A 15835-nucleotide genomic window follows, 5' to 3' on the forward strand; every position below is an offset into this window, starting at 1 on the left:
CTGCGTGAGAATGAGCCTATTCGCGAGCGGCTCGTTATAGCTTACCTTGCAGATCGATTTTTCGGCTGAGATGGGTAAAATAGCTCGCTTCTGGCGCAGCCATTCTGCCCAAGTCGTATAAGTCGATCCCTCCCATGCCTTTTGAACTCAGTGTTGACCTGACAACACTTGCCATCCTCGCCGCCGTCGCTTTTGTCGCCGGGTTCATTGATGCCATCGCCGGTGGCGGTGGTCTGCTAACCACCCCTGCCCTGATGACTGCCGGCCTTCCACCGCATCTGGTCCTTGGCACCAACAAGCTCAGTTCGACCTTCGGTTCGGCGATGGCCAGCTACACCTTTTTCCGGCGCAAACTGTTCAATCCCAAACAATGGATTCACGCGTTGATTGGCACGGCAGTCGGAGCATTGATTGGCGCAGTGGTTGCCCATTACCTGCCGGCAGAGTGGATCAACCAGATGCTCCCAGTGATTGTGTTCGGTTGCGGCCTGTACCTATTGTTCGGCGGCACACCCAAGGCGCCGCTGGACAGCAACGCGCCCATAAAGAAGAAGTGGCAACTGCCCCAAGGCCTGGGGTTAGGGTTTTATGACGGCGTCGCCGGGCCAGGCACAGGCGCCTTCTGGACAGTCAGCAGCCTGCTGCTCTACCCACTGGATCTGGTGAAAGCCAGCGGCGTGGCGCGCAGCATGAACTTCGTCAGTAATGCTGCGGCGCTGTCCGTGTTTATCTTCTCTGGCCAGGTCGACTGGTTGATCGGCCTGAGCATGGGCTCGTCGCTGATGATCGGGGCCTTCTTTGGCGCCCGTACAGCGATTCAGGGCGGAGCAAAGTTTATCCGCCCGGTGTTCATTATCGTGGTACTGGGTTTGACCGTGCGCCTAGCCTGGCAACACTGGTTCAGCGGTGCCTGAACGCCTGGCCAGATACAGATCGATCAGATAGCGGGCGATCGAGCGGTGGGCCGGTAGCGGCGGCAGATCATTGATATCGAACCAACGCGCATCTTCGATCTCATCCAGTTGCGGGACGATCTCGCCTCCGGCGTATTCGGCATGGAAGCCGAGCATCATCGAATGCGGGAACGGCCAACACTGGCTGCCCATGTAGCGGATGTTCTTGACCTCAAGCTGTACCTCTTCCATCACTTCGCGGCGTACGCAATCTTCAGCAGACTCTCCGGGCTCGGCGAACCCCGCCAGCGTGCTGTAGACGCCCGCAGCGAAGCGCGGCGAACGTGCCAGCAGGACTTCATCGCCACGGGTGATCAGCACGATCATGCTCGGCGAAATACGCGGGTAATGGCGTAAATCACACTGTTCGCAGTACATCGCGCGCTCACCCGGCACTTGCAGCATCGCTTGACCACAGCTGCCACAGAACCGATGTTCCCGCGCCCAGGTCCCTATCTGTGCGGCATAGCCGAGCTTCCTGTAGATGTCGAAGTCACCTTCGAGCATAAACTGACGAAGCCCTTGCCAGGTGCAACCCTCGACCTCCACCGGTTGTTTGAGCACCAGCAGGTAGACCGGCTCACCATCGAAGTGGCCGATGCCATGTTCGCTGAGCAACGGCAAGTCCTGACGTTTGAGCCATTCCCTCGGGAACATCACGCCGTTGCCGTCGAGCAGAAATCCCTGAGTACTGTGAACCACAGCCCAACCGCCGCTGACCTGGGTATCAAGGACGGCCGTTGTCCAGCGCCTGGGGCGTGTCATGAATAATTTCCTCTGCTTGCTTAGTTATCGAAGGCCGCTTTTTGTTTGCTCATGTGCGCGGTCATGGCCAGCCGAAGGTCTGCTGATTGCAGCATCGCTGCGTTCCAGGTGGCGACATATTCAAGACCGTCATCGATCCGATGGTCGCGCATGTAGCTGATCATCTCCTTGGTGCCCGCGATGGCGATCGGCGATTTGCTGGCAATTTCACCGGCAATGGCCATGACGCCTTCCAACAGACTCGGCGTGTCGACAAACGTGCGATTGACCAGCCCTATGCTGCGCGCTTCTTCTGCACCCATCATACGCCCGGTGTAGGCCAGCTCGCGCAGCATACCGTCGCCGATGATACGCGGAAGGCGTTGCAACGTGCCTACATCCGCTGCCATGCCCATGTCGATTTCCTTGATCGAGAACTGTGCATCTTCAGCGGCATACCGCATATCGCACGCTGAAATCAAATCGATAGCGCCGCCCAGGCAGTAGCCCTGAATCGCCGCCAATACCGGCTTCCGACAGGTATCCACGGCATTGAACGAGGCTTGCAACTGGAGGATTTTGCGGCGCAGCAAACGCGCATTTCGCCCAACATCCTTACCCAGTTCAGTGGCAACCGACGCCAGCATCATCAAGTCAATACCCGAAGAGAAGTGTTTGCCCGCACCACTCAGAACCACGACCCGCACTTCATCTGTTTCATCGATCCACTGGAAAATATCGATGATTTCGCTCCAGAACGCAGCGTTCATCGAATTGACCTTTTCCGGCCGATTAATCTGCACATGGGCGATGTTGTTGGTCAGCACGACGTGAAAAGCCTGGTAATCGGACACGGCAGTCATCCTCGAAAATACTCAAAATTTTTGGTTGGCATGGCGGTCAGACTATAACAAGCCAGCCTTACCAGCCGTAAGACTGCGGTTGTGCCATTTGCAGGACCAAAAATTAGCCGTTGGGATATACACCCACTTCTCAGGAAAGTGTGAACCGTCAGCGCGGCCCGCGGTCCAGTGATAAGACAGTCGTTCAATCGGGGCACGCCGTGCGCCCCGAAGCCAGGCTGTTCGCATAACCTGGATCAAGGCCTACTGCGCGGGATTCCCCATTACTACGGAGAAAGCAAAGCAATGCTGCAGGAAGAAGACGCGTGAGCATTTCGGAATTGGTATCCGAGCGAGCAATCATCCTGACCCCCCAAGGCCGGGAAGGTCAGGTTGCATTCACGCTTCTGGAGGAAGCAGGCTTCTCGGCATTGATCACCCCCGACTTACCCGGGTTGTGCAAAGCGCTGACAGCAGGGGCCGGGCTTGTCATCATTACTGATGAGGTTCTGCACAACGCCGATATAAATCCGTTGCTCGCCCTTCTGGATCAACAGCCTGCCTGGTCCGATATACCTATCGTGTTACTGACCCATCATGACGGACCAGAGCAATATCCATCGACCGGGCTCGGTACACATCTGGGTAACGTGACTTTTCTAGAGCGCCCTTTCCACCCGGCTACGATGATTAGCGTGGCCACCACCGCACTTCGCAGTCGCCGTCGACAATACGAAGCTCGCCTGCGGATGGAGGATATTCTGGAAAGTGAGCAGCGCTTGCAGAATGCTCTGAAAGCCGGGCGCCTGGGTTCCTGGCAACTCGAAGCAGGCGACATGACGTTGACCTGCTCGGCGATCAGCAAGGCCCACTACGGGCACGATGAGGAAGACACATTCACCTACACCGACTGGCTCAAGTCGACGTTCAGCGACGATCAGGCGCGGATGCAATCAGCCCTGCTTCACAGCCTGGAGTCCGGTGACGACTACATCATTGAATACCGTAACGTCTGGCCTGATGGCTCCCTGAACTGGGTCGACGTGCGAGCACGGGCGATTCGTGGCAAGAACGGCAAAGTCAGTTCGCTCGTGGGCGTGACCTCCGATATCAGCGAGCGAAAACAGGCCGAGAACCAGCTCCACCGTATCAACGAGACCCTTGAACAACAGGTCGAAGAACGTACGGCACAACTCAGGCACAACGAAGAAGCGCTGCGCCAATCGCAAAAAATGGAAGCTGTCGGCCAGCTCACTGGCGGGATTGCCCATGACTTCAACAATATGCTGACCGGCATTATTGGCAGTCTTGAGTTGCTGCGAAGACGGTTGTCACGGGGCCGTACCGAAGACCTGGACAGCCTGATCGATCTGGGCGTGACGTCGGCCAATCGCGCCGCAGCGCTGACCCACCACCTATTGGCCTTTTCGCGTCGGCAATCGCTTGATTCAAAACCGGTGAAAATGAACCAACTGGTCAACGCCATGAGTGAGTTGATCCATCGCAGCCTCAATGAAAGTATCCATCTCGATATGCACCTGAAGGACGATCTGTGGACCGCCGAAGCTGACCCCAATCAGTTGGAAAGCGCCCTGCTCAACCTGGTACTCAACGCCCGCGATGCAATGCCCGGAGGTGGGCATCTGACCGTCAGCACCTCCAATCAGCGTCTGGACAACACCCAAACCACTGCCCAGGAAAATCTCCAGCCGGGCGATTATGTGGTACTCAGCGTCAGCGATAGCGGCTGCGGCATGCCACAAAGTGTCGTCAGCCGAGCGTTTGACCCCTTCTTTACCACCAAGCCGATTGGTCAAGGTACAGGCCTTGGCCTCTCAATGATTTATGGCTTCAGCAAGCAGTCCCATGGCCACGTGTCGATCCAGAGTGAAGTGGGTGCCGGCACCACTGTGCAGCTGTTTCTACCGCGATTTCGTGGTGAAGAAAATCACGAGGACATCAGCTACCAAAGCAACGCGACCTACGCAAAAGAAGGTGAAACAGTGCTGATCGTCGAAGACGACCCGGCCATTCGCGTGCTGGTCAGTGAAGTACTGGGTGACTTGGGTTATGCCTTTGTCGAAGCCGGGGACGCTGATAGCGCGTTACCCATTCTCGAGTCAGGGCAGCGTATTGACTTGATGATCAGTGATATCGGCCTGCCCGGCATGAATGGCAGACAACTGGCCGACATAGGACGGCAACTGCGTCCGGATCTGAAAGTTCTGTTTATCACCGGTTATGCCGAACATGCTGCCGTGCGAGCAGGCTTTCTCGATACAGGCATGCAGATGATCACCAAACCGTTTGCGTTCGATCATCTCACCGCCAAAGTGCGGGAAATGATCGAGGCCTAGCAGTACCGAATTGAGGCACCGCAGCCCACAAAAATATTCCCTGCCAAAGCACCTATCAACACAATAGATTTTTGATCTGTGTATGCAGGCTGTCCATGGTGAACGGCTTGGCCAGGATCGGTGCATTGAGGGCGACGGGGCTTCCGGATTCCAGGATCTCGGCGGGATAGCCGCTGATGAAGATCACTTTCAACTCAGGTCGCAACTTAACCGCCGGCTCTGCAATCATCACACCTGACACCCCGCCCGGCAGGCGGTAATCGGTGATCATCAAGTCCAGATGAGGTTTGCTCGCCAGTATTTCGAACGCCTGCTCGCCGTTTTCCGCCTGCAACACCCGGTAGCCCTCACCCGATAGATAATCGGCAAGTAACATCAGGATCAGCGGTTCGTCTTCGACGATGAGTACGACATCTTCTGCATCAGAGCTCATGGGTGTGCCTTATATCTCTCAATAGCTGCCATTACGACCATGGAGCGCGGCATAGGTTGCGCTGTACGTCGAATAAATGCCAACAGCTTTTAAAGCGGCAGATGAACGCTGAACAAGGACCCCTTACCTTCTTCGCTTTCTACGCTGATCGAACCGCCATGGGCGGCGACGATCTGCTCGGAAATAAACAAGCCCAACCCCAGTCCGGCGATGACATGATCAGCCGATACTCGCTCGAATTGCTGAAAGATCCGTTTCTGGTTTTCTTCGCTGATGCCAATGCCGTGATCGAGCACATCCACCCGCGCATGCCCGGCTTCGCAGTACACCCGGACACTGATCGAGCTGCGCGCGCCATAGCGCAACGCGTTGGTCAGCAAGTTGGCAACCACCTGTTCGATGCGAAACTCGTCCCAGGTGCCGATGACAGGCTCCTCTATCGTAAAAGACAGCGTCGACTCGGCGACCGAGATCTGTGCGGAGAAGTTCTTCAGCAGGTTGCTGACCAGTTGCGCGAGATCGAAACGACTGGGGCGAATCGACAGTTTGCCGGTACGGATGCGCGAGACATCGAGCATGTCTTCGATCAAGCGAATCAAACTCTGTATTTGTCGCTCATCGCGATCAACCATGGCCCGCAGCTTGTCTGGGGTAAACGCGGCAATGTTGTCTTTGGCCAGGTGCAGTTTGCGCAACTGGGTTTCAAGAATAAGCCCGTTGAGCGGCGTGCGTACTTCATGGGAAACAATCGACATAAAGTCATCGCGCATACGCACCGCATGCTCTAGTTCGTTCTGCGTGGCCTGAAGCTGCTTAAGCAACGCTTCTTGCTCTTGTCGGCTCTGCTCGAGGGCTTCGACCTGCTGCTTCATGGCTTTGCGGTGACGATAGAGTTCGACGAATACATTGACCTTGCTCTTCACCGCATGGATATCCAGCGGTTTGTGCAGAAAGTCTACTGCGCCACTTTCATAGCCCTTGAACGCGTAATTCAACTCTCGGCCGGCGGCACTGACAAACACGATAGGAATATTTTTGGTTTTCTCGGTACTGCGCATCAGCTCAGCCAGTTCAAAGCCGTTCATTCCTGGCATCTGCACATCGAGAATGGCCAGTGCGAATTCGTGCTGCAGCAACAGCGAAAGTGCCTCGTCCGCGGACAGGGCTTTAAATACCGCGCGATCTTCACGCTTGATCAGCGCCTCAAGCGCCAACAGGTTCTCTGGCAGATCATCGACGATCAGCAGTTTGGCTTGGATTTCACTTAGCATGCGGTTCTTTCCAGCTCGATAAGCAGTCGACCGATGTCGTGCAAAGGGAGAATATGGTTCGGCATATGCAACGACAACGCCGCTTCAAGCATCGTCGGCACTTGAGCCAGTCTTGGATCTTGAACCACCGTAAATCCACCGTACTGCTTGATCAACGCCAGCCCGCGGGCACCATCCTGATTGGCTCCCGTCAGCAGTACGCCGGCCAGCCGTGCCCCATAGGCATCAGCAGCTGACTCAAAGAGGATGTCGATGCTGGGCCGTGAATGGTAGATACGCTCTTCCTGGCTCAGGGACAGACTGAAATCCTTTTCTACAGACACGTGATAGCCGGGAGCGGCGAAGTACAACGTACCAGGAACAATCATTTCTTTGTCATCGACTTCTTTGACCGGGATGGGCAGGCGCAGCTGAAAAACGTCAGCCAGCCGGCTGCGACGCTCATCAGGTAAATGCAGAACCACAATGATCGGCAGGCCGAAGCCTGGGCTCAGCGAGGCAAAAACCTTCATCAACGCGTCCACACCGCCAGACGATGCCCCAATGACAATGGCATCGACAACAGGCAAAGAGCGGATGGGCAGGTGACCCTGTTGTTCAATGGTATTCATTGTTCAGTGGTCTTCATGACTTACGGTAGATCCGTTCCTGCTTTACGAAAGCATCGAAATTTTTGCTGTAGGCGGAAAAGTCGACTGTTTCCTTGCTGCCCAGCACCAGAAAACCCCGATGACAAAGCGAGTCGTCAAACAAGCTGAACGCTCGATCCTGAAGTTTTTTATTGAAATAAATTAATACGTTGCGGCATGAAATTAATTGAGTTTCTGAGAAGACACTGTCGGTTGCCAGGCTATGATCGGCGAACGTCACGTTCTCTCGCAGGGTCTTGTCGAAAATAGCGTAGTCGTAAGCCGCCGTGTAATAGTCGGAAAACGCCCGCTGTCCACCCGCCTTCTGGTAGTTCTCGGTATAAGCACGGATATTTTCCAGGGAAAAAATCCCCTGCTTGGCCTTCTCCAGCGAACTGGGGTTGATGTCCGTCGCGTAGATGATGGTCCGATCAAGCAGGCCTTCCTCGCGCAGCAAGATGGCCATGGAATAGACCTCCTCGCCCGTGCTGCAACCCGCGATCCAGATCTTGATCGAAGGGTAAGTCTTGAGCAGTGGAACCACTTCCTGCCGGATCGCCAGGAAATGCCCAGGATCGCGAAACATTTCGCTGACTGGGATGGTCAGGAACTGCAAGAGTTGCATGAACGCGGAGGGATCGTGCAGCACGCGCTCCTGCAAGGCCGAGATGGTTTTGCAGTCTAACTGGCGTAACGCGTGATTGACCCGACGCTTGACCGATGCGCCGGAGTAATCACGGAAGTCGTAGCTGTATTTGAGGTAAATCGCCTCTATCAACAGCCGCAATTCAATTTCAGCGTTTCGCTCAAGCGACATGGCACGAATCCAGATACTCGGTTCCTAGTGTCCACTTAGTGGCGTCAATGCCGAATACGTTCAATGAATCAGATCCGTTCCATTTTCGGCAGCCATACCCGAATAAGCGAAAACAACCGGTCAAGGTCGATGGGCTTGGCCAGGTAGTCATTGGAGCCTGCCTGCAGACAGCGCTCCTGGTCGTCTTTCATGGCCTTGGCCGTCACCGCAATGATCGGCAGCTTGCGCCAGCGTGGATCCTTGCGAATCTCCACGGTCGCTTCGTAGCCGTCCATCTCGGGCATCATTACATCCATCAACACCAGATCGATGTCGTCGACCTCATTAAGTTTGTTGATAGCCTCCCGACCATTCCGAGCGATTTCAACGACCGCCCCTTTGTGCTCCAGGGCACTGGTCAGCGCGAAGATGTTGCGCACGTCGTCATCGACTACCAGGATTTTACGACCCTCAAATACTTTGTCGCGGCTGCGGGCGGTCTTGAGCATCGCCTGGCGTTCGTTGGACAACTTCGATTCAACCTTGTGCAGGAACAGTGTCACTTCATCGAGCAAGCGCTCCGGCGAACGTGCGCCTTTGATGATGATTGAGCGAGAGTACTTGAGGAGCTCGGCTTCCTCATCACGCGTCAAGTTACGCCCGGTATAGACAATCACGGGCGGAAAAGAACAGATGTCTTCGGTGGACATGCGTTTAAGCAAGTCATTGCCAAGCATGTCGGGCAGCTTGAGGTCGATGATCATGCAGTCATAGACGTTGTCGCGTAGCAGCGTCAGCGCATCCTGAGCGAACCCGACGGCGGTGATCTCTATATCATCGTCACCGATCAAGCGTGCGATGCTGTCGCGTTGCAGGGCGTCGTCTTCCACCAACAATATGCGCTTGACCTTCTGTGTCAGCTTGGCTTCAAGTTTGGCAAAGACATCCTTGAGTTCTTCACGAGTGGTCGGCTTGACCGCATAACCGATTGCGCCCATGTGCATTGCCGCTTCCTGGCGATCTTCGACCGAGATCACATGCACCGGTACATGCCGGGTCTGCGCCAGGTCCTTCAAGCGCTGCAATACCGTAAGACCCGAATGGTCCGGCAGGCGCATGTCCAGCAGAATCGCATCTGGAATGAACTGCACGGCCAGATTGAAGCCTTCGTCAGCGCCCTGGGCGACCAGGCACTGATAACCCAACTCATGGGCCAGGTCGTAAAGGATCTGGGCAAAGCTGACCTCATCCTCAATCACCAGGATGCAGCGAGTGCTGAACGGTACCTTGTCGCGATCGTCGGCAAAACATGGAACAGCAACCTGCGTCTGGTTTTTTGCCACGACAGGCACGACAACCGGTGCAACCACCACAGGAGCAGCAACCGCGACAGACTCTTGACCGTATTCGAGTTGAACCTGCTCTACATACTGCTCAGGCAGCACCAAGGTAAAAATACTGCCCTGGTCTGGCGCGCTGGTGACGGTGATGGAGCCACCGAGCAGTTTGGCCAGGTCTCGGGAAATCGACAGCCCAAGTCCCGTGCCGCCGTAACGTCGATTGGTGGTGCCATCGGCCTGGCGGAACGCCTCGAAAATACTTTCCTGATGTTCTTCGGCAATACCGATCCCGGAGTCGCGCACGGTAAAGGTGATGCCCTCGCCCGGCTGGCGTGACACGGTCAAACTGACGCTGCCACGCTCGGTGAACTTGATCGCGTTGGACAGCAGGTTTTTCAGGATTTGCTCCAGGCGCTGGCGGTCGGTGAACAGCAGCGTTGGCGCACCTGCCTGCACCTCGAGTTGGAAGTCGAGGTGTTTGTCTGCGGCCATCGGCTGGAACATGCCACGCAGTCCTTCGACCAAGCGCACCACGCTGGTGTTTTCCGGACGCATCTCGAGCTTGCCGGCTTCGACTTTGGAAATGTCGAGGATATCGTTGATCAAATTGAGCAGGTCGTTGCCTGCGGAATAGATCGACTCGGCGAATTTGACTTGCTCGGCCGTCAAATTTTCTGCTGGGTTTTCCGCCAGTAGTTTCGCCAGAATCAGTGAACTGTTGAGCGGCGTACGCAGCTCATGAGACATATTGGCAAGGAATTCCGACTTGTATTTGCTGGAGCGTTGCAGTTCTTCGGCCCGCGCTTCAAGTTCGACCTGTGCGATATTCAGCTCTTCGTTATTGCGGTCCAGCGCATCGCGCTGATTGGCCAGGGCTTGACTCTGCTCGGTCAACTGCTCGTTAGTTTGCTCAAGCTCTGCCTGCTGGTTTTCCAGATGGGCCTGGGACTCCTTGAGGATGCGTGACTGCTCTTCAAGTTCTTCGTTGGCGGTTTTGAGCTCTTCTCGCTGAACCTGCAGCTCTTCATTGAGCTGCTGGGTTTCGGCGAGTACTTCCTGCAAGCGCTGGCGGTAACGTGCAGCTTCAATCGAGGTGCCTATGTTGTCGGATATCACCTGAAGAAGCTCGACATCGCGCTCGGTCAAGGCCCGCAAGAAGCCCAACTCGATCACACCATTGACCTGGTCGTCATTGCTGGTCGGCACGATCAGAACGCTGCGTGGTGAACCCTCGCCCAGACCCGAGCTGACCTTGAAGTAATCGCCCGGCACATCGTTCAGGCTGATAATTTTATCCTGCTGAACAGCCTGCCAGATGACGCCCTCGCCACTGTAAATCAACTGCTCGCGCTGTTCCTGCTCACGGGAAAACCCGTAAGAGGCCACGCGTTTGAGGCCACCGTGCTCCTGACGGACATACATCGCCGCCACCACAGAGCCTAAATATTGGGCGAAAAACTGCAAAATATTGCGGCCCAGCAAACTCAATGTGAGTTGCCCCAGCACTTGCTCAGCCAACTCGCTTTGTCCATTGCGCAGCCAAGCCACATGCTGCAAGCGTTGTGCATTGCTCTCTTGCAACTTTAAGTTTTCACGGTATGTACTTGATAACGTTAATATATCTCGCCGACCGACATACGCCAGTAAGGCGCTGATCGACAGCACAAAAACCAGGTACAACGTGACCGTCAGAATAGTCGTGTGCATAACTTCTTCGTTGCGATTAATACGCAGCTGTTGCTCCATCGCCACCGCCTGATCGTATTCGCTACGCATCGCGTCGGTCAGACGCTGGCCCCGGCCAGCCAGAGCAACCCCCTGATAGTCGCTATTTTGGCGCCGCAGAGTGATCATCCCCTGGGCAAAATCGTTCCATTCATCCTGCAAGGCAGACACGCGCTTCAAGCGATCCACTTGCTGAGGGTTATCAGCTACCAACGCTTCCAGCCCTTTAAGTTCAGCAACCAGTCCTGGCTTGGCGACTTCATAGGGATCGAGGAAGTGCTCATCGCCTGTGAGCAGAAAACCGCGCATGCCCGCCTCCATGTCGGTGGACAGCCGGAGCGAATGGTTGGTGCTATTGATCACCTGGTCCGTATGTTCGACCCATTGGATCATCGACAATAAATAGGAGATCAGCGAGATGAAAAACACCGCGCTCAGCACACCGAGCCCCAAGGGCAAGCGCACATTGCGGCTCAGCATTTTACTGAAACGTTGCTCGTCAATCGAAGACAGGTGGTTCATCAGGAGGTCCGAGCGAATTCATTGAAACGACAGAGTTTGCCGGAAACGTCAGCAAAAGACTTTTCTCCAGCACATAAAGAGGAAATTTCAGGCATAACGCTACAACACTTCCTACAAAAACTTCATCTGGATGATGAATCGAGCAAAAAAATCAAATGGATAGTTTTCCAGCGATTTTTAACTTGAAGCCGTCTTTTATATACTCATTAACGCGTTAACAGAAATAATCAGCCGCGAATCACTGTCTTTTTTACAGGGAACACCTCATGCCCACAGCAGCCAGCACCATCCTCGTGGTCGAAGACGACAAAATCGTGCGTATGCTGATCGTCGACGTGCTTGAAGAGCTGGATTACACCGTGTTTGACGCCTCTGACGCGAAAGGCGCGCTCGCTCACCTGGGCGACACTCAAAAAACCATAGATTTGCTAATGACTGATCAAGGGTTACCCGATATGACGGGCAGCGACCTGGCGATCGCAGCCCGACAATTGCGCCCCACCCTGCCGGTGCTGTTCGCCAGCGGATATGCAGAAAATATCGAGGTGCCCGCAGGCATGCACATCATTGGCAAACCGTTCTCCATCGATCAGTTGCGGGACAAGGTGAAGGGGATTTTGGACCCGAAGGTCTGATGGGTAGCTTTTTGCGTAATTTCAATCTGCCAATGGCCAAAAGGCCTGCCTGACCTAGCCTTCACAGGCTGTTATCAAATGCGCAAGATACTCCCCTAGCGTGCGCAAGAACCTGCTCAGCCGAGGTCGAATGACTGCCACATACCTCTAAATAGCTTTAATAAACAAAGCTATCTATATGTTTTATAAGGAATAATATTTTCTGGCATAGCTCTTGATATACAAAACAGTGTTCGCAATACGTTGATTTTTGCGGGCACCCTCTGTTTATCCTGAAAGGAGCGTTTCATGCCAATACCTGCGTATTTGATTCTAGAAGGCAGCAAACAAGGCGCGATTACCGCTGGTAGTTCATCTTTACAATCTATCGGCAATGGCTATCAGGAGGGTCACGAAAACAAGATCCTGGTTCAATCCTTTGCTCATCAAGTCATCGTCCCCCGCGACCCGCAATCCGGCCAACCTACGGGCCAGCGCGTACATAAACCGCTGATGATCACCAAATTTTTCGACAAAGCCACACCACTGATTTACCAGGCCTTGGTCACTGGCGAGCTGTTAAACCACTGCCATCTTGCATTTTACCGGACGGCGACAACCGGCGGGGCAGAGCATTATTTCAGCATTGAATTGACAGATGCCCTGATCGTCGACGTGCAGTCCCGCATGCCCAATTGCCAGGACCCGGCGACTTCGCATTTCACTCAACTGGAAGATGTTTACTTCACCTACCGCAAAATAGTCTGGACCCATGAGATATCTGGCACTTCCGGTTCCGATGACTGGCGAACCGCCAATGCTGCCTAAAACAGACTGAGTGCTACGCAATATCGGCCAGCTTTGCTGGTCGATGTTCTTGTAGTGCCCACCTATCGAGACAACTGCCGACTATCCTCCCTGTGGTTTAATTGCGCCCCTTCCGACCACCCAGAAATCTCCGCACATGAGCCAGCCCCACTCGAACGTCACCACCCACGTGCTCATTATTGGTTATGTCTGGCCAGAACCGCGCTCATCGGCGGCGAGCGGGCACATGATGCAACTGATCACGTGCTTCCTCGAACAAGGCTGGCAAATCACCTTCAGCAGCCCGGCAACCGAAGGCGAACACAAAGCTGATCTGGCATCACTGGGCATTGCCGAAGTCTGCATCGAACTCAACAACAGCAGCTTCGATGCGTTCATAAGCGAACTGCAGCCGGATATCGTGTTGTTCGACCAATTCATGATGGAAGAACAATTTGGCTGGCGCGTGGAGAAGCATTGTCCTGATGCACTGCGCATTCTCGAAACCTCAGACCTGCAAAGTCTGCGCAATGCACGGCATCAACTCCTCAAGAATCACTTAAAGAAAGATCCTGATAGTGATGATTTAACTGATCTTTTTAGTTTTTCATCTCACGCTATTTTTTCGCCGATGGCTGCAAGCGATCTGGCCCAGCGCGAACTTGCCGCGATCTACCGCGCCGACATCAGCCTGATGATCTCCGACGTAGAAATCGACCTGCTCGTCGATCAGTTCAGGCTACCCATGGCGTTATTGCATTGGTGCCCGCTGATGCTCGATGGCACGCCAAGCAGCGCCCGGCCCTTCGAGGAGCGGGCGCACTTCCTGAGTATTGGTAATTTTCGCCATGCGCCGAACTGGGATGCGGTGCTATGGATGAAAACCGCGATCTGGCCGCTGATTCGTCAACAGTTACCGTCTGCGCAGTTACACATCTACGGCGCCTACACCCCACCTAAGGCCACGGCCCTGCACAATGCGGCGCAGGGGTTTCATGTGATGAACTGGGCCGAAGATGCACTTGAAGTCATGTCGGGGGCCCGAGTCTGTCTGGCACCCTTGCGTTTTGGTGCCGGTATCAAAGGCAAGATCATCGACGCCATGCTGTGTGGCACACCCAATGTGACCACACCCATCGGCGCCGAAGCCATGAGCGGCGAGCTGCCGTGGCCAGGCGCGGTCGCCACCAGCGCCAATGCCATTGCAGCTGCCGCCGTCGAGCTTTATCGGGATCAAACCCTGTGGACACAAGCACAAGCCAAGGGCTGGGCGATCGTGAAGGCGCGGTATCAACATCAGCAACACTGCGCAAACCTGATGGCCCGAATCGAGGCCTGCCGACAGAACCTTCAACAGCATCGCACCGATAATTTCACCGGGGCCATGCTGCGGCACCATCACCATAAAAGTACCCAGTACATGGCCCAATGGATCGAGGCCAAGAATCGAACTTAGCGTTGAGTTTGAAGGGGCGGAGCGGTTAACTCTGTCTCAACGCAGCGCGCCAACACGCTACTAATGCGCAAGCCAAAGGTCACTATGCGGACTAAACATTTTTTTCTCTATTTCTTACTTTTATCTTCATTGGGCTATAACGGCTGGACATGGCTCACCACCCAGAACCCTCCCGAGCTGGATAAGGTTTTTCTTAAATACCCATTGGCCGATGATGGCTTTGTCTACGGTGTCAGTACCAATGGGGGTGGCGCTACAGTGGGGTTCAGCTACAGATACTACCTAAGTAAAGGCCTGACCACAGATGAGGAAATTCTCTCTATGCTCGCCGATGAACAACCCTTTCTGATAACAAAAGATCCGGAGGTAAACGTCGAAAGCCGCGGCGCGGAGTTGGATATTCGGGTTACTGGCCGCATTAATCAGTTTCATAGCCAGGCGCTAATTCGGCAAACTGGCAGCGATAGCTACACAGTGGTAAATATCAATCTGACGTCGACCAGCGGTAAAACCGGTCATCCGTAAAATTCAATTGCAGTCCGCATTGTTACCTTCGCAGGCAACCCTGTGAAGGCCTCAGCGCGGTTTGCGCAACAAATAAGTGTCCATGATCCAGCCTTTCTCACGCCGGGCGGCTTCGCGGACGCGGCGAATTTCAGCACTGACGTCCTTGAGTTTACCCGCGATCAGGATTTCATCCGGGGTGCCCAGGTAGGCGCCCCAATAGATGTGCAGGTCGGTATCGATCAGGGTGTCGAACGTGCAATGGGCGTCGAGCATCACCACGACATTGTCGATATCACCACCCTGGCTCTGCGCCAGTCGTCGGCCAGTGGTGATCTGGATCGGCTCACCGATACGGTTCAATGGAATCCGGTGCTGGGCGACCAGCACCTGAACGCTGGTGATGCCCGGAATGACCTGATACTCAAACGACTGCGCGCCGCGCTCCAGTACCCGGTCGAGAATTCGCAGGGTGCTGTCATACAGCGACGGATCGCCCCAGACCAGAAAAGCACCCACCTCCCCTTCGCCCACTTCATCGCCAATCAGCTGCTCGAACAATACGGCGCGCTGCTCATGCCAATGCTCGATGCCCGCCTGATAGGACTGAGGATCGTCTTCGCGCTGCGGATCCTGCACCTGCACCACGCGGTAGTCGTCGCCCGTCACGTAACGCTGGCAAATCTCCTTCCTCAAACGCAGGAGATCGTCATTGGCATAGCCCTTGTCCAGAATGAAAAATACGTTCGTCCGGTTCAGCGCGTTGATGGCCTGAACCGTGATGTGCTCAGGATTGCCTGCGCCGATGCCGATCAGCAGAATGTTCTTCATGAGTACGCATC

At 54.8% G+C, this 15835-nt stretch carries 14 protein-coding genes; 6 read left to right on the forward strand and 8 right to left on the reverse strand.

All coding sequences use genetic code 11. The features are described from left to right. Positions 1–134 precede the first annotated feature (134 nt). Positions 135–914, forward strand: coding sequence for a TSUP family transporter (locus AC1ME2_RS00785; protein ID WP_480438713.1), 780 nt, complete (start codon positions 135–137; stop codon positions 912–914). On the opposite strand, the gene nudC is transcribed toward AC1ME2_RS00785, so the two are convergent. Together nudC and AC1ME2_RS00795 are read right to left on the reverse strand one after the other, a co-directional pair. Beyond that, positions 882–1718: an NAD(+) diphosphatase gene (gene nudC, locus AC1ME2_RS00790; protein ID WP_480438714.1), complete on the reverse strand. Its 837-nt coding sequence runs from the start codon at positions 1716–1718 to the stop codon at positions 882–884. The genes AC1ME2_RS00785 and nudC overlap by 33 nt on opposite strands. 20 nt (positions 1719–1738) lie before the next feature. Next, positions 1739–2551: a crotonase/enoyl-CoA hydratase family protein gene (locus tag AC1ME2_RS00795; RefSeq protein ID WP_480438715.1), complete on the reverse strand. Its 813-nt coding sequence runs from the start codon at positions 2549–2551 to the stop codon at positions 1739–1741. Between the two features lie 314 nt (positions 2552–2865). Here AC1ME2_RS00795 and AC1ME2_RS00800 point away from each other — a divergent pair, with 314 nt between their 5' ends. After that, positions 2866–4896 (forward strand): response regulator, encoded by a 2031-nt coding sequence (locus tag AC1ME2_RS00800; RefSeq protein WP_480438717.1) that lies wholly within the window; start codon positions 2866–2868, stop codon positions 4894–4896. A 55-nt stretch (positions 4897–4951) separates the two neighbouring features. On the opposite strand, the gene AC1ME2_RS00805 is transcribed toward AC1ME2_RS00800, so the two are convergent. From AC1ME2_RS00805 to AC1ME2_RS00825, 5 genes are all read right to left on the reverse strand, one after another. After that, positions 4952–5329, reverse strand: a complete 378-nt coding sequence (locus AC1ME2_RS00805; protein ID WP_480438718.1) for a response regulator — start codon at positions 5327–5329, stop codon at positions 4952–4954. Between the two features lie 89 nt (positions 5330–5418). Then, positions 5419–6600 carry a hybrid sensor histidine kinase/response regulator gene (locus AC1ME2_RS00810; protein WP_480438719.1) on the reverse strand — a complete coding sequence of 394 codons (1182 nt, stop codon included), beginning with the start codon at positions 6598–6600 and terminating at the stop codon, positions 5419–5421. Continuing rightward, positions 6594–7211, reverse strand: a complete 618-nt coding sequence (locus AC1ME2_RS00815; protein WP_480438720.1) for a chemotaxis protein CheB — start codon at positions 7209–7211, stop codon at positions 6594–6596. The genes AC1ME2_RS00810 and AC1ME2_RS00815 overlap by 7 nt, the downstream gene beginning before the upstream one ends. 13 nt (positions 7212–7224) lie before the next feature. Further along, positions 7225–8046: a CheR family methyltransferase gene (locus AC1ME2_RS00820; RefSeq protein WP_480438721.1), complete on the reverse strand. Its 822-nt coding sequence runs from the start codon at positions 8044–8046 to the stop codon at positions 7225–7227. A 68-nt stretch (positions 8047–8114) separates the two neighbouring features. Then, positions 8115–11612, reverse strand: coding sequence for a response regulator (locus AC1ME2_RS00825; RefSeq protein WP_480438722.1), 3498 nt, complete (start codon positions 11610–11612; stop codon positions 8115–8117). A 266-nt stretch (positions 11613–11878) separates the two neighbouring features. Here AC1ME2_RS00825 and AC1ME2_RS00830 point away from each other — a divergent pair, with 266 nt between their 5' ends. From AC1ME2_RS00830 to AC1ME2_RS00845, 4 genes are all read left to right on the forward strand, one after another. Further along, entirely contained in the window at positions 11879–12247 is a 369-nt protein-coding gene (locus AC1ME2_RS00830) for a response regulator (protein WP_480438724.1), read from the forward strand. A 288-nt stretch (positions 12248–12535) separates the two neighbouring features. Further along, positions 12536–13054 (forward strand): Hcp family type VI secretion system effector, encoded by a 519-nt coding sequence (locus AC1ME2_RS00835; protein WP_480438725.1) that lies wholly within the window; start codon positions 12536–12538, stop codon positions 13052–13054. 136 nt (positions 13055–13190) lie between these two features. Continuing rightward, on the forward strand, positions 13191–14489 hold the full coding sequence (locus AC1ME2_RS00840) for a glycosyltransferase (RefSeq protein WP_480438727.1): 1299 nt from the start codon (positions 13191–13193) through the stop codon (positions 14487–14489). 63 nt (positions 14490–14552) lie between these two features. Beyond that, positions 14553–15014, forward strand: a complete 462-nt coding sequence (locus tag AC1ME2_RS00845; protein ID WP_480438728.1) for a hypothetical protein — start codon at positions 14553–14555, stop codon at positions 15012–15014. A 51-nt stretch (positions 15015–15065) separates the two neighbouring features. Here AC1ME2_RS00845 and cobF read toward each other — a convergent pair whose 3' ends face one another. Continuing rightward, the gene (cobF, locus tag AC1ME2_RS00850) at positions 15066–15824 is read right to left on the reverse strand and encodes a precorrin-6A synthase (deacetylating) (RefSeq protein ID WP_480438730.1); all 759 of its coding nucleotides are present in this window, start codon (positions 15822–15824) and stop codon (positions 15066–15068) included. Positions 15825–15835 lie beyond the last annotated feature (11 nt).

This window comes from Pseudomonas sp. ASL9 (assembly GCF_056680335.1).

Bases quoted from the DNA above. Each gene is read 5' to 3' on its own strand.
- AC1ME2_RS00785 (WP_480438713.1), top strand. From the start codon at position 135: ATGCCTTTTGAACTCAGTGTTGACCTGACAACACTTGCCATCCTCGCC.
- nudC (WP_480438714.1), bottom strand. From the start codon at position 1,718: ATGACACGCCCCAGGCGCTGGACAACGGCCGTCCTTGATACCCAGGTC.
- AC1ME2_RS00805 (WP_480438718.1), bottom strand. From the start codon at position 5,329: ATGAGCTCTGATGCAGAAGATGTCGTACTCATCGTCGAAGACGAACCG.
- AC1ME2_RS00810 (WP_480438719.1), bottom strand. From the start codon at position 6,600: ATGCTAAGTGAAATCCAAGCCAAACTGCTGATCGTCGATGATCTGCCA.
- AC1ME2_RS00815 (WP_480438720.1), bottom strand. From the start codon at position 7,211: ATGAATACCATTGAACAACAGGGTCACCTGCCCATCCGCTCTTTGCCT.
- AC1ME2_RS00820 (WP_480438721.1), bottom strand. From the start codon at position 8,046: ATGTCGCTTGAGCGAAACGCTGAAATTGAATTGCGGCTGTTGATAGAG.
- AC1ME2_RS00825 (WP_480438722.1), bottom strand. From the start codon at position 11,612: ATGAACCACCTGTCTTCGATTGACGAGCAACGTTTCAGTAAAATGCTG.
- AC1ME2_RS00830 (WP_480438724.1), top strand. From the start codon at position 11,879: ATGCCCACAGCAGCCAGCACCATCCTCGTGGTCGAAGACGACAAAATC.
- AC1ME2_RS00835 (WP_480438725.1), top strand. From the start codon at position 12,536: ATGCCAATACCTGCGTATTTGATTCTAGAAGGCAGCAAACAAGGCGCG.
- AC1ME2_RS00840 (WP_480438727.1), top strand. From the start codon at position 13,191: ATGAGCCAGCCCCACTCGAACGTCACCACCCACGTGCTCATTATTGGT.
- AC1ME2_RS00845 (WP_480438728.1), top strand. From the start codon at position 14,553: ATGCGCAAGCCAAAGGTCACTATGCGGACTAAACATTTTTTTCTCTAT.
- cobF (WP_480438730.1), bottom strand. From the start codon at position 15,824: ATGAAGAACATTCTGCTGATCGGCATCGGCGCAGGCAATCCTGAGCAC.